Genomic DNA, 16,364 nt, shown 5'->3' with positions numbered 1-16,364 from the left:
GTTGATCTTTGGATTTTATTTTGGATTCAGTGGCGGACACGGGATTACATTTTCATGCCTTTGTTGTTCTTCTTTTTCGGCTTCTCCTGCTGCTGTTGCTGGCGGTCGTCCTTCGGGGCGGTCTGACCTTTCTGCAAAGGCTCTTTCAGGTTCTTTGTCGCCTCGTTGGTTTTGCCCTCGTTGTTCACCGCCACCTGTGTGCGGCTCTCGTTGGACGGGGCGACCTGCTGGGCGTTGTCGGGGTTCGTTTCGTAGCGGTACGGGCGGCCCTTCTCCGGGTTGAACTTGATATACATCGTGGCATGGAAGCCCTGCTTGTCGGTCACGTTCTCCAGTTTCACGGCTTTACCCGCCACGTAGTCGGCTTTCTGCTTGTCGGTGAAGTTCACGCCGCTCCATTTGCTGATGGGGCGGATGCTGCCGTCCTCGTTCATCCACGTGTTGCGGCGTTGCTCCTTCTTGGTCTGTGCGGCATTTTCCCCGCCTTGCGCCTGACTTTTCGAGGTGTCACCTTTGGCTTCCTGCGTCTGTGCGGTACGGGGCGACCTTCCGGTTCCCGGCACGAACTCCACGCCGCGCTGCTCCACGTTCACTTGAAGGGTGGTGACGAACTTCCTGCCGTCGTTGCGCTCGATGAGCTTGTCGCGCACGGGCAGTCCGGCGCGGAGCATGTCCTGCTCCTGTTTGGTGATTTCCGTCTTGCCGATGCGCTCCGGGATGCGCACCTTGTTTGCCGGAATGTCCGTGATTTCATTCGTCTTGCGGTCGATGCTGATGTAGGAGGGGATGATTTCGCCCGTTTCCCTGTCCACAATGTCCACGACCCTGCCGAGGTTGCCCGTTTCGCGCAGGTTCTTCCGGTCATCGTCGGAGAATTTGTGTTCCTTGTACTCATCTAACTTCTGCTCCTTGCGGATGAAGTGCGGCACGAGGCTGACATTTCCCTCACCGTCCTTCTTGAAGGAGAGGCGGGCGTCCAGCTCGAATGATTCGCCGCCGAAGGTGGGCTTGACCTTTACCAAGTCGGACTTGCCGTAGTGGAGCATCTTCGTAAGGTCTCCGGACTTTTCAAGGTCGTCACGCTTCACGCCCCATCTGTCCTCCAGCTCCTGCCAGTTGATTTTGCTCTCGTTGATGGGTTGGTAGCCCTGTCTGCCCTGCGTCTGTTGCGGGCTTTCCTGCTGTTCTTTCTGTTGTTCCATGTTTTCCTGTTTTTGAGGTTCTTGTTTCTCTGTCTTTTGTGCCGCCATCTCTTCCTGCACCTGCTGTTGATAAGGGAAGGTGTCGATTTTGTGCGGTGCAAGGATTTGTTTGTTCTGGTACGGATGCTGAAGCAGGTCTTTCATCACGCCCAGCATGGAATCCACTTGGTCTGCCGCGATGCGGTAGAAACCGAAGCGGCTGGGTTCCTTGCACTGCCGGAAGAAGTTCTTGAAGAAGTTGTCCAGCACGTCGCCGTGTCGGTCGAATTGCAGGAAACTCTGCGCGTTCTCAGCTTTCGCAGGGGTACGCTTGGGTGTGCCGTCTGCATTCAGCCCGGCTACCACGCTGATCTCGCCCGTCTTCTCGTCACGGACTACCAGCACGTCCTTTTCGTCTTTTTTCTTTGCCATTTGAAAAATGTTTTAATGGGTTATTTATGAAAGAAATTATGGATACGAGCCTTGTAGAAGGCTATATCTTCTTTTTTGAAGTCCTTGATATGGTTGGAAAGGAATGTCAGCACATCCTCCTCGCTGTAATAGGTTTTCTTGCCCAGTGTCTTGTAGGGCAATGCGCCGACGCTGCGGTAGCGTTGAAGCGTGCGCTTGCTTATCTGGAGCAGCATACACAAGTCCTGATTGTCGAAAAGGCGGATGCTTTCCGTGATAGTGGGCTGTTTCCCCTCAGCCTTCATCGCCAGCAGCAGTTCGTCCTGACGGTCGAGCCGTTCCATCAGCTTCTGCATCCAGCCCTCGAAGTTGTTTCGTGTGAGCAGTTCCATGACCTATGTCCTCCTTCCTTTTGGTTTGCCGCCCGTGCGCAGCGTGTGGTTGTGGAACAGGGTGTCTATTGTCCCTTCCTCGTTCCTTACTGTGTTGTCCTCCAATAGCCGCAGTATCTCGGAAAGGCGGTAGCGGCAGCTTCCGCGTACCACCACATACTCGATACGGTGGTCGGTGCGCATACGCTGCATGGTGCGCTTGCTCACGTTGAGCATCTTCGCCGCCTGTGCCGTGTCAAGCAGCTTGTCTTCGGTTTCCCGCTTCCGTTTCTTCTCGTCCCTTGCCTCGCGGATGTACCCTGCGATGTTCGCAATCTGCGCCATCATCTCCTTGTAGGCGGAACTTTCCATTGTTATCACTTTCATGTTCAGTCCTTTCTTTTTGTTTCTGCGACAAAATTCGGCAATAAACAAAAGGGGCTTTAACAACTCACTACGTGACTCACGTAAGATTTTTGCGGAAGATGGCTCCGTAACCCGGTCAAACGGCGCAACAGGCAGCCTTTCAGCGGAAAACGATACGTCTTGTATGCCGTTTCGTTACCTTTGCGGCAAACTCTAAATGACATGAATATGGAAATAGTATCTATCGAGAAAAAGACTTTCGAGATGATGGTGGCGGCATTCGGCGCACTCTCGGAGAAGGTCGCCGCCCTGAGGCGCAAAAGCGACACGGGGCGCATGGAAAGATGGCTCACGGGCGAGGAGGTCTGCGGGCAGTTGAGAATAAGCCCGCGCACGTTGCAGATGCTGCGTGACAGGCGGCTTATCGGCTACTCGCAGATAAACCGCAGGTTCTATTACAAGCCAGAGGAGGTGAAGCGGCTGATACCGCTTGTCGGCACGCTCTATCCGCACGGCAGATGATTTGATTTATTCACCCACTGAATCCGAAGTTATGATGAACGAGAACAACGATGTTTTTACGATGGAAGACGAGCCGATAGCCTCTGTGGTGCAGGATATGCGCAAAGGCTCGAAATGGCTGTCCGCATTTCTGGAAAGCTACCGTCCTCCGCTGGACGGGGAACGTTACCTGACGGACGGCGAGGTGTCGGAACTGCTCCGTGTGAGCCGGCGCACCTTGCAGGAATACCGCAACAACCGCGTGTTGCCCTTCATACTTTTGGGAGGGAAGGTGCTTTACCCGGAAACGGGGCTGCGCGGGGTACTGGAAGCGAACTACCGCAAGCCGCTGGAGTGAGGCGGTTTCATGAAAAAGTAAACGGGTGACACCTTTTGTGGTGCTACCCGTTTACTTGTCTTATGGGGTATGTGCAATCAGCAATACCCGGCTTTTCCGTTCTGTATGAACATCACGTATGTCTGCCGTTTCTCTTGTGAGAGTGCCTTTCCCACCAGCCATGTGCGGAACAGGTGGGTGTTGTAGGTATTCACCCTGAAAGCGACCGGGATGATGATTTCAAGGGCGTACACGTCCGCGTGCAGCCCGTTTTCAAGCTGCATGTAGCGGCACACCTCGTAGTCGTTCAGCACGTCCGACTTGCGGACGGCTCTGATGGCGGCGTTCACTGCCGGGACGGTCGTATGGAACAATCCGGCTATTTCGGTGGCGGTCATCCACACGTCGTTACCGGTTACGCTGACTGCCTTGTCCTCGATGATGATTGTGTCACGTTTCATGGCTTTTCTTTTTAGATGGTGCAACCTGCAAATTCCTCGACGCCGTTCAATCTTGCGGCAAGGTTCTCCATGTCCTGATTGAGCTTCTCTTTGGTTATCTTTGCGTAAATCTGCGTCGTCTTTATGCTCTTGTGTCCGAGCATGGAGCTGACCGTTTCGATGGGAACACCGTTGGAGAGGAATATCGTCGTGGCTGCCGTGTGGCGGCTCTGATGCCACGTGATATGCTTGGTGATGCCGCAACGCTTGGCGACGGCACGGATACCGGCAAGGCACGTGTTATAATGCGGAACGGGAAATATCCTGCCGTCCCCGCACAGTCCCCGGTATTTGCCGATTATGCGGTTGGCGATGTCGAGCAGGCGGATGTTGGACACCACGCCCGTTTTCTGGCGGTTGATGTTTATCCACTCGTGTTCGTCGAAGTAGGTGCGGATATTCTCTTCCGTAAGGTTGCGCATATCCGCGAACGACAGCCCCGTGAAGGCGCAGAACAGGTAGAGGTCGCGGTACAATTCCTGTTTGGCGTTTTTCAGTTTCCCCTCCATCAGCAGGCGGATCTCATCTTTGGTCAGGAAACTGCGTGTTGTTTCCTCCTTCTTGATTTCATACTCGCGGAACGGGTCGCGCGTCAGCCACTCGTTGTTGATGGCGATGAATACCATCGTCCGTAACGGGCAGACGTACAGCCACACGGTATTGGTGCAGCAGTGCTTGTCCGTGCGCAGGAACATCTCGAAGTCGGAGATGAAAGCCGGGGTAAGCTCTTTTAGGGCGATGTCCTTCACATGGTAGCGGATGTCGAGGAACTCTTGCATGTGCTTGTAAACGGTGCGGTACTTCAGCAGCGTGCCTTTGGCTTTCATGCCTGCCTCCACCTGCTTCTCGTAGTCCTCGTTGTGCTGGCGGAACACCTGCATCAGCGTGTGGTAGCGGTGTTCCAGTCCGAGAAAGGCGTTCTTCACCTTCTCCGCCGTGACGAAGTTGTCACGCTCCATGATTTCCTGATAATGCCTGTTGATGCGTACCCGCATCTTGTCAAGCATACGGTTCGTTTCGAGTGCCGCCGTGCTTCTGCCCGTGACACGTCCACCTTTGGTGTCCCACAGTTTCGGATCGACAGTCAGTTTGCAGCTGAACTGTGTCTGGCTGCCGTCCACCGTGATGCGTCCCATGACGGGAACTGTCCCGTCCTTTTTCACTACCTGACGCTTGAGGTAGTAGATTACTGAAAATGTACTCTTCATTGTCCTTAATTTTTGGGTTTCAAAATTAGTTGGTGAAGAGTCCGGTGTTGGTACGCAAAACGGGGAGGAACGGCGCAATCTTTTTCCGTAACCTGATTTTTCGCATGAGTTATGGATAACTCACTATTCCTTAGAGCCTTGTTTCGCTATTCGTACCCGTTTGTCGCATTTTCGGGCATGGTTACGAACAAGTAACGTAGCGGCGTCAGGATTTGGCTTCGGCAGGGATTGTAATGGCTTCACGGATTATCGCCACTTCAACCAAAACCCTTGTAACTCAATTCTATCACTATATCTTTCCGCATTTCACTTTTTTGTAGTAACTTTGCAATATGATACGGGAATTTAACAACGTGTCGCTCCTCGGCCGCAACAGCTTCGGGGTCGATCAACGGGCGGCGCGGCTCGTCGAATTCGAGACCGAAGACGACCTCGGGGAACTCTTTGCAAACGGCGGGCCGGGACGATGGACCGTGCTCTCGGGCGGCAACAACATCCTCTTCACGCGCGACTACGACGGCACACTGCTCACGCCGGCGTCCCGGGGCATCCGCCCGTTGGGCGAGCAGAGCGACGGCGTGCGAATAGCGGTCGACGCCGGCGTCGAGTGGGACGATCTGGTGGAATGGAGCGTCGAAAGGGGGCTGTGGGGCCTCGAAAATCTCTCGCTCATTCCGGGCAAGGCGGGCGCCGCCCCCGTGCAGAACATCGGCGCCTACGGCTGCGAGGTCCGGGAGACGATCGAATCGGTGCGGATGTTCTGCCCCGAAACGCGCAACGTCCTCACCCTCTCGGCCGGGCACTGCGGCTTCGGCTACCGCGACAGCGTTTTCAAGCACGCATTGCGGGGCAAGGCGATCATCACGGGCCTGACGCTCCGCCTGAGCCGCACGCCCCGCCCGGCACTGGGCTACGGCGATCTGGCCCGCGAGGTCGAGGCGCGCGGCGGCGCCACGCTGCGCAACATCCGCGAGGCGGTGTGCGCCATCCGCCGCTCGAAACTGCCCGATCCGGCCGTACAGGGCAACGCGGGCAGCTTCTTCAAGAATCCCACGGTCGGCCGCGCCGAGGCCGAAAAGCTGCGGGAGCGCTATCCCGACATGCCGCTCTACCCCGCCGCCGACCCCGCCGAAGCGAAGCTCGCGGCCGGGTGGCTCATCGACCGGGCCGGCTTCAGAGGCTACCGCGAAGGGCGCGTGGGCGTCCACGACCGGCAGGCGCTCGTACTGGTCAACTTGGGCGGCGCCGCCGGCAGCGAGGTGCTCGCCCTCGCCCGCCGGGTGCAGGCCGCCGTGCGGGACCGATTCGGGGTTGCGATCGACCCCGAAGTCAATATATTGTAAAAGCATGACGACACTGACAGAAGGCTTCCGGCGCTATGTGGCCGAGAACGGACTTTTCACGCACGACGACCGCATCCTGCTGACCGTCTCGGGCGGCGTCGACTCGATGGTGATGCTCTCGCTCTTCACCGCTGCGGGCTACGACGTGGGGGTCGCCCACTGCAACTTCCAGCTGCGGGGCGCCGAAAGCGAGGAGGACGAGGTACTCGTCGAACGCGAAGCCGCGAAGTACGGCGTGCCGTTCTACAACCGCCGCTTCGACACCGCCGCCGAGATGGAGCGCACGGGCGAATCTATGGAGATGACGGCCCGCCGGCTCCGCTACGCATGGTTCGACTCGCTGAGCCGCGAGCACGGCTACACGACGGTCGCCGTCGCCCACCACGCCGACGATTCGATCGAGACCTTCTTCATCAACCTGCTGCGCGGCACGGGACTGCGCGGACTGACGGGCATCTCGGCCCAGCGCGAAGGGGTGGTCCGGCCGCTGATGTTCGCCTCGCGCAAGGAGATTCTCGAATACGCCGTGGCGCACCGCATCCCGTTCCGCGAAGATTCGTCGAACCGCTCGACCAAATACCTGCGCAACAAGATCCGTCTCGGGCTGATTCCTCGCATCCGCGAGATCAACCCCAAGTTCACCGAGCTCATGCGCCGCAACCTGAGCCGCCTCGCGGATGCCCAGCGCTTCATCGACCGCGGCATCGAGCGCATCCGGCAGGATGCGGTTACGACCCGCGACGGCATCGACACGATCCGCATCGACCGCATCGGAGCCGACTTTCCGCTCGGATTCGTGATCTACGAACTGCTCAGCACGGCCTACGGCTTCAAGGGCGACGTCATCGACGCGCTCTGCCGCGCGCTCGCGAAGGAGTCCGCGGGACGCCGCTTCTATTCGCGCGAATACACCGCCACGGTCGACCGCGGCACGATCCTCGTCGCCCGCACCTCTGCGGACGACCTCTGCCAGACCGCAGTGCCCGAAGGGGCCCTGCGCACCTACTGCGGCAATTCGGTCCTCTACTTCGAACGGCGCGACATCGACACGATCCGGGACTTCGGCGTGCCCGAACACATCGCGCAGGTCGACGCCGACAAGCTCCGCTGGCCGCTCACGCTCCGCCGCTGGCGCGAGGGAGACTGGTTCGTCCCCTACGGCATGACGGGCCGCAAGAAGGTGAGCGACTATCTGACCGACCGCAAAATCCCGCTGCCGGAGAAGCAGCGGCAGTTCGTGCTCCTGTCGGGCGAGGAGATCGTGTGGCTCGTGGGCCGCAGGATCGACGACCGCTACCGCCTCACGTCCGAGACGGAGAACGTCCTGCGAATCACCAAGGAAATCATCTGACGCATGGCCAAGGGAGGCATCAAATTCAAGGACTCGGCGGCCGCCTACGAACGTCTCGCGGCGGATGTCGCGGCGCGGCGCTTCGCGCCCGTCTATCTGCTCATGGGCGAGGAGAGCTACTTCATCGACGCACTGTGCGACCGGCTGGCGGCGACGATTCTCGACGAATCGCAGCGCGCCTTCGGGCAGATCACCGTCTACGGACGCGACACGGAGGCGGGACAGGTCATCAACCTCTGCCGCCAGATGCCGATGTCGGGCGACCGGCAGGTGGTCATCGTCAAGGAGGCGCAGCAGATGCGCGGTCTCGACAAACTCTCGCTCTACACGCAGCAGCCTTCGCCCACGACCGTCCTCGTCCTCTGCCACAAGGAGAAGAGCGCCGACAAGCGCTCGGCCTTCTACAAGGGCGCGGCGGCCCACGGCGCCGTACTCGAATCGGTGCGGCCGCGCGACTACGAGATCGCGGGATGGCTCGCAGAGCACCTCCGCCGTCAGGGGCTCGCCGCCGACGGCAAAGCCCTCTCGATGCTCACCGACCACCTCGGCACCGACCTCTCGAAGATCGCCAACGAGCTCCGCAAGCTCCTCGTCTCGCTGCCCGAGGGCACGAAACGGATCACCGACGCCGACATCGAGGCCAACATCGGCATCTCCAAGGATTTCAACAACTTCGAACTGTGCAAGGCGGTCCTCGCACGCGACATGGAACGCTCGCTCCGGATCGCCGCCCACTTCGCCCGCAACCCCAAGGACAACCCGCTGCTGCTGACCGTGATGGCCCTCTTCGGGCAGTTCCGGCAGCTCTTCCTGCTCAACTACCTCCGGTGGCAGTCGCGCCACAAGGGGCTACCCTTTCCGCCGGACGGCGAGCTGATGCGCATCCTGCGGCTCAACAACCCCTATGCCCTCGGCGAACTGAAGCAGGCCGCGGGAGAGTGGCCCAACAGAAAGGTCTTCGCCATCCTCGGCCTGCTGCGCGAATACGACGCCAAGAGCAAGGGCCTCAATGCCGGCGGCATGTCCGACGGCGAACTGCTGCGCGAACTGCTGCTCAAGATCTTCCTGCTATGAGCGAAGTCTACGTCTACCAGACCGTCCACACGCTCGGCGGCACGCCCCTCTTCCCCGAAGCGCACGCCGCCGCGCTCGACGCCGCATCGCGGGCGCTCTTCGGGCGGCCGTTCCGCACCGACCCGCGGCAGCTCGCAGCACGCATCGGAGCGCTCGCAAAGGCCGAAAAGGCGCCGGACGACCTCTCGGCCTTCGTCCGCATGGAGCTCTCGCCGGAAGGGACGCTGACGCTCCGCTACACCGGACTCTCGCTCTATCGCGGCTACGAACTCCGCAGCCTCCGGCCCGAAGCGCTGACCTTCGTCTACGACCTCCCGTTCGGCGAATACCCCAACTCGGCGGGCGAAGCGCTCGGTGCGCTGGCCCGTGTTCAGGCCGCACGCGGCGGGGCCCGCTGCGTCGTCCGCTGCGGCACCGACGGCGCAGTCCGCACGGCGGACGACGCCCCTCTGTTCGCCGTCGCGGGGCGAACGGTCCTGACCTGTCCGGCGGCCGGGAGCGTCGAGCGTTCGGCCGCCGCCGCCTGCATCGAAGCGGCCGGACTGCAACTGACCGAGGAGCCTTTTTCGCGCGACGAGCTTCCGCAGTTCGACGAGCTTTTCGCATTCGACCACCGCGGCGTAACCTCCCTTGCGAAATGCGACGGAAATCCCTACATATCGCTCGCGGCGGAGCGGGTCGCACGCGCGGCGAAACGTCTGTCGCTGAAAATTCTCGGAATGTAGAAACCGGACAGCCCCCTTCGCGCTTATCTTCGCGGGAAAATCCTTTTTCCCAATGAAACGTTACCTGTTCCTCTATGCCGTCTGCGCGACGGCACTGCTCGTTTACGGCTATCGCCGCCACCGCGCCGAGGTCAGCCGCCTCGGCCAAAACCAGACGGCCCTCGCCGCCGAGGTCGAACGCTACCGCAACCGCCTCGGCGAAGCGGCCGCCTCGGCTCAGGCATTGCGCCTGCGATGCGCCGAATACGAAGAGCTGCGGGCGGCCGACGCCGAACGCATCCGCCGTCTCGGCATCCGGCTCCGAAGGCTCGAAGCCACAGCGACGGCGGTAGCGGCTACCGAAGTCGGATTTCGGGCGCCGCTCGCCGCCTTCGCCGCCCCGCACGACAGAGCCCCCGAACCGCATACGGCCCGCAAAGCGATCCGACCCCGCACGCAGCACCCCCTTCGGCCGCCCGTCCCGCCGCAGCTCCGTCCGCAGCGCCGCAAACCGAGCCGCACGCCGCCCCTTCCGTTCCGCTGCGGCCGCTGCCGCACCGCACGACGCCCCTCATGCCCGACGGCTCGCTTCCCCGCCGCATCCGGCAAACCCTTTCCGGCGGCACACCGCCGCTCAGCCGCTCCCGGCGCACCGACACCGCACACGCCCCGTGCGCCGTCTCCGGCGCCGCACCCCGGACTTTCCGCTGGAGCGACGCATGGGTTACGGTCGAAGGGGTCGTAACGGGCGACTCGGTGCGCTGCCGCGTGCAGAGCGTCGACACCCTCCGCCAGATCGTGCACCGCGTCCCGCGCCGCTTCCTCTTCTTCCGCTGGGGCACCAAGGCGATCCGGCAGGAGATCTCGTCGTCGAACCCCCACACGCGGATCGTCTGGACGGAATACATCCGGCTCGAACGGTGAACGCCTCCGACGGCGCCTTCCAGCCCCGCGGCCGCCCGCAACGCGACCTCGCGCCGCGGCGGACGCATCCCGCCTCCGCACGGCATGCCGGTGGCGAAACTCCGGCAAACGCACGGGGCGACCGAAGAATGCCCAAGAAAAAAATTGCCTTTTCCATATTGTTGCGTATCTTTGTCCGACATGGAAAGAACTGCGATATTCCCCGGGTCGTTCGACCCCTTCACGCGGGGACACGAAGCGCTCGTCGCCGAAGCGCTCAACCTCTTCGACAGGGTGGTGATCGGCATCGGCAACAACAGCGCTAAATCGGGACTGCTGACCGTCGAGAACCGGCACCGCCTGATCGAGGACCTCTATGCCGGCAATGACCGCGTCGAGGCACGCATCTACTCGGGTCTGACGGGCGACTTCGCCACCGCCGAAGGGGCCTGCGCCATCATCCGCGGCGTGAGGAACACCACCGACTTCGAATACGAACGCACGATGGAAGCCACCAACCACCGCCTCTACCGCGGGATCACCACCGTGATGCTCTTCACCCCCTCGCCCGTGGCCGACATTTCGTCGTCCACCGTGCGCGAGATCCTCTCGTTCGGCCGCTCGGTGGCGGAGTTCATGCCGCGAGGCATAATAATTGAGAACTATTTGTAACCCTAAACCCAGAATAAGATGGAATTTACCGCCGAAATGATCGCCGGCCTGCTCGGGGGCGAAATCGTGGGCCGCAAAGAGACCAAAGTACATACCGTCTCTTCGATCGAGGAGGGGCGCGAAGGGTCGCTGGCCTACCTGACGAATCTCAAATACGAACCCTGTCTCTACACCACGGGCGCCTCGATCGTGCTCGTCGACCGCACGTTCACCCCTTCGCAGCCCGTGGCGGCGACCCTCATCCGCGTGGACGATGCGGCAGCCTGCGTGCTCCGGCTGCTGGAGATGTACAATGCGGCCAAGCCCCGCCGCACGGGCCTCAGCCGGCTCGCCTCCGTCGCCGAACAGGCCCGGGTGGGCCGCGACTGCTACATCGGCGACTTCACCGTGGTCGAGGAGGGCGTCGAGATCGGCGACGGCTGCCAGATCTACCCGCAGGTCTACCTCGGCCGCGGTGTCTCGGTGGGCGAGGGCACGATCCTCTATGCGGGCGTGAAGATCTACGAAGGCTGCCGCATCGGCCGCAACTGCATCGTCCACGCCGGCGCCGTGATCGGCGCCGACGGCTTCGGCTTCGCCCCCAACGCCGCAGGCGGCTTCGACAAGATCCCGCAGCTGGGCAACGTGGTGATCGAGGACGACGTGGAGATCGGCGCCAATACCTGCATCGACCGCGCGAAGACCGACTCGACGATCATCCGCCGCGGGGTGAAGCTCGACAACCTGATCCAGATCGGGCACAACGTGCAGGTGGGCGAGAACACCGTCTCGTCGGCCCAGACGGGCATCGCCGGCACCTCGAAGGTCGGAAGCAACTGCTTCATCGCGGGGCAGGTGGGCATCGCCGACCACGTGAACGTCGGCAACCGCGTCGTCATCGGTTCGAAAGCCGGCGTGGACAAGAACATCCCCGACGGGGAGACCCGCATGGGCTATCCCGCGCTGCCGGGCCTGAGGTTCCACCGCGCATCGGCCGTATACAAGTATCTGCCCGAGCTGTCGAAGCGGGTGGATGCGCTGGAAAACGAAATCAAAACCTTAAAAAACGAATAAGTTATGAAAAAAACGATCCTTTTCGCCGCGGCCGCCGCGTGCATGTGCAGTTGTTCGTCGGACCGTTACGTCATCGACGGCGACATCGAAGGGCTCACGGGCACCGTCTACATGACGGACGAAGCGGGCATGGAGAACGGCATTCCGACCGATTCGGCCGCAGTGCAGAACGGCAAGTTCCGCTTCAAGGGCACGGCGGCCCCGGGCGTGGTATTCATCGGCAACAGCGACGAAAACGCCGCCCCCTTCTACACGGCGGTGTTCATCGAACCGGGCAAGATCAGCGTGAAGGGTTCGGCATCGAAGCCGCAGGAGATCGCCGCAACGGGTACGCCGGCCAACGATGCCAACAACGCCTATCAGACCGAATTCCGCCGGCTGATCGAGCGTTACCGCAACCCCGAGACGACCGACGAAGAGCGCGAAGCCATCGAAGAGCAGTCGGAGGAGATGACCCGCAAGGCGGTCGAAAACAACAAAGACAACTACTTCGGCGCCATGCTCTTCGCCCAGCAGCTCGCCTACGGGATGAGCGGACAGGAGATCCTCGACGCCATCGACGAGTTCCCCGCAGCCCTGCAACAGACCGCCCTGATGACCCGAACCCGCGAGAACGCCGAAGCCAAGATGCGCACCGAAGCGGGACAGCCCTACATCGACATCGTGCAGAAGGATGCCGACGGCAAAGAGGTGTCGCTCCGGTCGGTCGTCGGGACCGAAGGCAACAAATACGTGCTCGTCGACTTCTGGGCTTCGTGGTGCGGCCCCTGCATGGGCGAAGTGCCCTATCTGGTGGAGACTTACGGGAAATACCACGACAAAGGCTTCGAAATCTACGGCGTGTCGTTCGACAGCAGCCGCGACAACTGGCTTGCGGCCGTCGCCAACAAGAAGATGAACTGGATTCAGGTCAGCGACCTGAACCGCTTCGACAACGCCGCGGCCCGCGACTACGCCGTGCAGGGCATCCCGTCCAATTTCCTCATCGACTGCGCGACAGGCACGATCGTCGCCGCCAACCTCCGCGGCGAAGCGCTGGAAGAGAAGGTGGCGGAACTTCTGAACCGATAGCTCCCCGAAACAGGAGCCGCAGAACGGCCCGTGCCGGCCGGCACGGGCCGTTCCGGTTCCGCACACCGCGATGACCGCACTCGAAAAATACCGCATCATGGGCATCGACCCGGGCACGAACTACATGGGCTACGGCGTTCTGGAGGTCGACGGGCGCGAGGTACGCCCGGTCGTCTTGGGCGACATCGACCTGCACAAGATGGACGATCCGTATGCCAAACTGCGCTACATCTTCGAACGGGTCGGCGCTCTCGTAGACGAATACGCCCCGCGCGAGGTGGCGCTCGAATCGCCCTTTTTCGGCGAGAACGTGCAGTCGATGCTCAAGCTCGGACGCGCGCAGGGCGTGGCGATGGCCGCCGCCCTCAGCCGCGGACTTCCGGTCCACGAATACGCCCCCTCGCGCATCAAACAGAGTATCGCAGGCAGCGGCTCGGCTGCCAAAGAGCAGGTCGCCGCAGTACTCGAGCGCATGCTGCGCATCGACCGTCCGCCCCGCCGGCTCGACGCGACGGACGGCATGGCCGTGGCCGTGTGCCACTACTTCACGACGGCGAGTCCGCTGGCCGCAGCGCTGGGCGGCGACCGCGTCAAAGGGTTGGGCGGAGGAGCGAAAGCCGCATCGAAAAAGGGCAGCTCGACGTGGGAAAAATTCCTGCGCGAACATCCCGACCGCGAAATCAAATAGCACGCACGCGCACCGGGCGGCGGCCGTTCCGGATACCTTAGATAATATATCTAACCGCACGGAGCACTCGGCAGCCTGCCCGGAACTGCGACGGCACTCCGGCCGTTCCATCCCCTCCCGCGGAGAGAAGAGAGGCCGGACGTCGAAAAGAGCCGAAGTTCCGGACGACGAGGACGGGGAAGTCAACCGTTCGCACCTGTACCGTCGCTCCTCCCGTCTGCGACGCACGTCATTTCGTGCAGACGAAAAGTGCCTGCCGGCGGCAACGCACGGAAAAGGGGCGGCCCGCGACCTGCAGCGGACGACGGAGGCGGCCCGCAAGCGGGAAACACCCTCCGAACCGGCCGACACACGACGAACGGCATGCGCCCCGCAGCGGACGACCGGGAACGGACGCGGCACGCGCCAGCCCCCGAACCGCGGCCATCGCCTCCCGGTGCCCGGAAGCTCCCGGCAACCGAAAATCCCGGCAACCGTATGCCGCTCTTCGGAACCGAAAGACAACGCAGAATCACCCGAATAAAATGAAAACGAGAAAACTCCTCTGGATGCTCGCAGCAGCCGCCGGCCTGTGGAGCTGCGCAGACGAAAACTACACGGTAACAGGCACCTTGGAAGGCCATGCGGCCGATTCGGTCTACCTGTTCACCCTCGACCGGACGCCGATCGCCTCGGCAGCGGTGGCCGCGGACGGCACGTTCGTCCTCGAAGGCAGAACCGACGGAACCGACATCGCGTCGCTCACGGACGGCAGCCGCACGCTGGCCCTGCTCTTTCCCGAAAAGGGCGAGATCCGGATCGCATACGACGACCTGCACGGGTTCGCCGCAGAAGGTACACCCCTCAACGACCGGTACGGAGCGCTGAACGAGCAGCTCGCAACGATCCGCGACCGCTATCTGTCCATGCCTCCCGATGCGACCGCCGAAGAGCGCGACTCGCTGCGCAGCGAGTTCCGCCGCACGGTCTCGGATGCCGTGAGCGCCAACCTCGACAACATGCTGGGCGTCTATCTCTTCTCCCAGACCGAGTACGGCACCCTCGCCTCCGGCGAGGCGAGACGCCGGCTGGAGCGGTTTCCCGAGAAATTGCAGCGGACGACGCTCCTCCGAAAGATCCGCGCTTCGCTCGAAGCGGCGGAGCGGACCGAAATCGGACAGCCCTACACGCAACTCGACCTCGCGGACACGAACGGCAGGCGCATCGCACTGTCGGACTTCGTGGGCGGCGGCCGGTGGGTGCTCGTCGACTTCTGGGCCACGTGGTGCGGCCCCTGCCGCGAGGAGCTTCCGCTCTTGCAGGAGTTGCACGGGCAATACGCCGGACGCGGATTGACCATCTACGGCGTATCGCTCGACAACGATGCCGAAGCATGGAAAAATTACGTGGCCCGACACGGTTTGCCGTGGCCCAACGTACTCGCCGTGGAGCACGGCCGCTGTCCCGCTGCGGAGAGCTACGACGTCCGGTCGATTCCGGCCAACTTCCTCATCGGCCCCGACGGACGGATCGCTGCGAAGAATCTCCACGGCAAGGAGCTGAAAGACAAACTCGGCGAACTGCTGCGATAGCGCGGCCCACGGCGGGACACATGCGGCCGGAGCCCCCCCCGCGGGGTAGTGCGTACGGCCGTCGTCCCGCCCGGAGCGGCCGCACACCCGCTCCGGTCCGAGCCGCTGCCCGCACGGCGAAGTCGCGGAGCAGGCTCCGGCCCTTCGGCGCACTCCGCGCGGCAGCGTGCGATCCGGCGGCGGACGGGGCGGAGTGCAATTCGGCGAGGTCCGCGGAGCTGCCGTCTCGGGCTACGAACAACCGCAACGGCGCGGGGGAAAGGATATTTCCATCAGGAAAAATAATTTTTTTGCGAAATTATTTGCGGAATCCGGAAATTTGCCGTACATTTGCATTCGCAATTCGGCACCATAGCTTAATTGAATAGAGCATCTGACTACGGATCAGAAGGTTATAGGTTTGAGTCCTATTGGTGTCACTTTTTTTCGAAACGCCGGAGGTTTTCGCCTCCGGCGTTTTACTTTTCCGCCCATCGCACTATTTCCCACCCCCGGCGATTCATCGGCCGCAACGGCTTGCGGGCAAGGTCCGGACCGCGCCCCGGCACGTTTTCCGGCATCCGCTCCCTCTCGCTCGTCCGACATTATCTCTCCCGTATCGAGAGAGACGGTCCGTCCTCTTCGGCCGCGGGTCCCGCCGAAGGCAGCGGCCCGGCCCGAAAGGGCCGCAACATGCAGCGCGTTTTCGACCTGTCGAATGCGATCCGCACTTTCGTCCGAAGCCTGCCGGAACGAGAAAACCTCCAGCAAGGACCCCTGCCGCCGAAGCGTAAAGAGAGGAAGCAGTGCCGCCCGCCGCCCGCCCCCCCTGCCGAGGTGCGGAACGAACGAAGTCCGGCCATCGTCCGTGGTCGGAAGAAGGCCGGGCGGCGAAGAACCGGCACGAGCCGCGAACCGAAATGCGCAGCGCACGGGAAGAGGAAGCCCGCGCCGATCCCCCCCCCGCCGCGAAACCGATGCCGGGAAGGCGCGCGAAACAGGTCGAAAGAAGTTTCTCGGAGCCCCGACGCAAAAGGCCCACGGCGAAGAGCCGGCACGAGCCGAAATGCGCAGCACAGC

18 protein-coding genes and 1 tRNA gene are annotated in these 16,364 nt (G+C 61.9%); 14 read left to right on the top strand and 5 right to left on the bottom strand.

The annotated features are described in order from the left end of the window. Window positions 1-44: 44 nt before the first annotated feature. The 3 genes from BN3659_RS11925 to BN3659_RS11915 are packed head-to-tail and all read right to left on the bottom strand — an operon-like array spanning window position 45 to window position 2,413. On the bottom strand, window positions 45-1,613 hold the full coding sequence (locus BN3659_RS11925) for a DUF3945 domain-containing protein (protein WP_091537223.1): 1,569 nt from the start codon (window positions 1,611-1,613) through the stop codon (window positions 45-47). Window positions 1,614-1,633: 20 nt separating this feature from the next. Beyond that, entirely contained in the window at window positions 1,634-1,984 is a 351-nt protein-coding gene (locus BN3659_RS11920; RefSeq protein WP_004291454.1) for a helix-turn-helix domain-containing protein, read from the bottom strand. A 3-nt stretch (window positions 1,985-1,987) separates the two neighbouring features. Then, window positions 1,988-2,413, bottom strand: a complete 426-nt coding sequence (locus BN3659_RS11915; RefSeq protein WP_004291432.1) for a helix-turn-helix domain-containing protein — start codon at window positions 2,411-2,413, stop codon at window positions 1,988-1,990. Window positions 2,414-2,551: 138 nt separating this feature from the next. Here BN3659_RS11915 and BN3659_RS11905 point away from each other — a divergent pair, with 138 nt between their 5' ends. After that, window positions 2,552-2,851 carry a helix-turn-helix domain-containing protein gene (locus BN3659_RS11905; RefSeq protein WP_091537221.1) on the top strand — a complete coding sequence of 100 codons (300 nt, stop codon included), beginning with the start codon at window positions 2,552-2,554 and terminating at the stop codon, window positions 2,849-2,851. Window positions 2,852-2,882: 31 nt separating this feature from the next. After that, entirely contained in the window at window positions 2,883-3,188 is a 306-nt protein-coding gene (locus tag BN3659_RS11900; RefSeq protein WP_004291424.1) for a helix-turn-helix domain-containing protein, read from the top strand. 77 nt (window positions 3,189-3,265) lie between these two features. Here BN3659_RS11900 and BN3659_RS11895 read toward each other — a convergent pair whose 3' ends face one another. Together BN3659_RS11895 and BN3659_RS11890 are read right to left on the bottom strand one after the other, a co-directional pair. Continuing rightward, the gene (locus BN3659_RS11895) at window positions 3,266-3,628 is read right to left on the bottom strand and encodes a hypothetical protein (RefSeq protein WP_004291423.1); all 363 of its coding nucleotides are present in this window, start codon (window positions 3,626-3,628) and stop codon (window positions 3,266-3,268) included. Between the two features lie 11 nt (window positions 3,629-3,639). Next, complete coding sequence (locus BN3659_RS11890) at window positions 3,640-4,875, bottom strand: site-specific integrase (RefSeq protein WP_004291422.1); 1,236 nt, start codon at window positions 4,873-4,875, stop codon at window positions 3,640-3,642. Window positions 4,876-5,207: 332 nt separating this feature from the next. Here BN3659_RS11890 and murB point away from each other — a divergent pair, with 332 nt between their 5' ends. The 12 genes from murB to BN3659_RS11825 all read left to right on the top strand — a co-directional run bounded on the left by murB (window position 5,208) and on the right by BN3659_RS11825 (window position 15,724). Continuing rightward, window positions 5,208-6,218: a UDP-N-acetylmuramate dehydrogenase gene (gene murB / locus BN3659_RS11880; protein WP_091537218.1), complete on the top strand. Its 1,011-nt coding sequence runs from the start codon at window positions 5,208-5,210 to the stop codon at window positions 6,216-6,218. A 4-nt stretch (window positions 6,219-6,222) separates the two neighbouring features. Beyond that, a complete protein-coding gene (gene tilS / locus BN3659_RS11875) occupies window positions 6,223-7,569 on the top strand; it encodes a tRNA lysidine(34) synthetase TilS (RefSeq protein WP_091537217.1) in 1,347 nt (448 codons plus the stop codon). A 3-nt stretch (window positions 7,570-7,572) separates the two neighbouring features. Then, window positions 7,573-8,643 (top strand): DNA polymerase III subunit delta, encoded by a 1,071-nt coding sequence (gene holA, locus BN3659_RS11870; protein WP_091537215.1) that lies wholly within the window; start codon window positions 7,573-7,575, stop codon window positions 8,641-8,643. Beyond that, the gene (locus tag BN3659_RS11865; RefSeq protein ID WP_091537213.1) at window positions 8,640-9,368 is read left to right on the top strand and encodes an aminotransferase class IV; all 729 of its coding nucleotides are present in this window, start codon (window positions 8,640-8,642) and stop codon (window positions 9,366-9,368) included. Before holA ends, BN3659_RS11865 begins: the two co-directional genes overlap by 4 nt. A gap of 52 nt (window positions 9,369-9,420) precedes the next feature. Continuing rightward, entirely contained in the window at window positions 9,421-10,092 is a 672-nt protein-coding gene (locus BN3659_RS13360) for a DUF6549 family protein (RefSeq protein ID WP_216092807.1), read from the top strand. Between the two features lie 11 nt (window positions 10,093-10,103). Continuing rightward, complete coding sequence (locus BN3659_RS11855; protein ID WP_410488805.1) at window positions 10,104-10,271, top strand: DUF6549 family protein; 168 nt, start codon at window positions 10,104-10,106, stop codon at window positions 10,269-10,271. Window positions 10,272-10,451: 180 nt separating this feature from the next. Then, window positions 10,452-10,922, top strand: a complete 471-nt coding sequence (gene coaD / locus BN3659_RS11850; protein WP_091537212.1) for a pantetheine-phosphate adenylyltransferase — start codon at window positions 10,452-10,454, stop codon at window positions 10,920-10,922. Window positions 10,923-10,940: 18 nt separating this feature from the next. Further along, on the top strand, window positions 10,941-11,975 hold the full coding sequence (lpxD, locus tag BN3659_RS11845) for a UDP-3-O-(3-hydroxymyristoyl)glucosamine N-acyltransferase (RefSeq protein ID WP_091537210.1): 1,035 nt from the start codon (window positions 10,941-10,943) through the stop codon (window positions 11,973-11,975). A gap of 3 nt (window positions 11,976-11,978) precedes the next feature. Further along, the gene (locus BN3659_RS11840) at window positions 11,979-13,046 is read left to right on the top strand and encodes a TlpA disulfide reductase family protein (protein WP_091537209.1); all 1,068 of its coding nucleotides are present in this window, start codon (window positions 11,979-11,981) and stop codon (window positions 13,044-13,046) included. A 70-nt stretch (window positions 13,047-13,116) separates the two neighbouring features. After that, the gene (gene ruvC / locus BN3659_RS11835; protein ID WP_410488803.1) at window positions 13,117-13,734 is read left to right on the top strand and encodes a crossover junction endodeoxyribonuclease RuvC; all 618 of its coding nucleotides are present in this window, start codon (window positions 13,117-13,119) and stop codon (window positions 13,732-13,734) included. Between the two features lie 524 nt (window positions 13,735-14,258). Then, complete coding sequence (locus BN3659_RS11830; protein WP_091537207.1) at window positions 14,259-15,305, top strand: TlpA disulfide reductase family protein; 1,047 nt, start codon at window positions 14,259-14,261, stop codon at window positions 15,303-15,305. 345 nt (window positions 15,306-15,650) lie between these two features. Further along, window positions 15,651-15,724: transfer RNA gene (locus tag BN3659_RS11825), tRNA-Arg, on the top strand. The last annotated feature ends 640 nt before the right edge of the window (window positions 15,725-16,364 follow it).

This window comes from Alistipes sp. CHKCI003, assembly GCF_900021155.1.
Lineage (GTDB): Bacteria > Bacteroidota > Bacteroidia > Bacteroidales > Rikenellaceae > Alistipes > Alistipes excrementavium.
The sequence above is the reverse complement of the archived record's forward strand: the minus strand, read 5'-3'. Positions and strand labels throughout refer to the sequence as shown.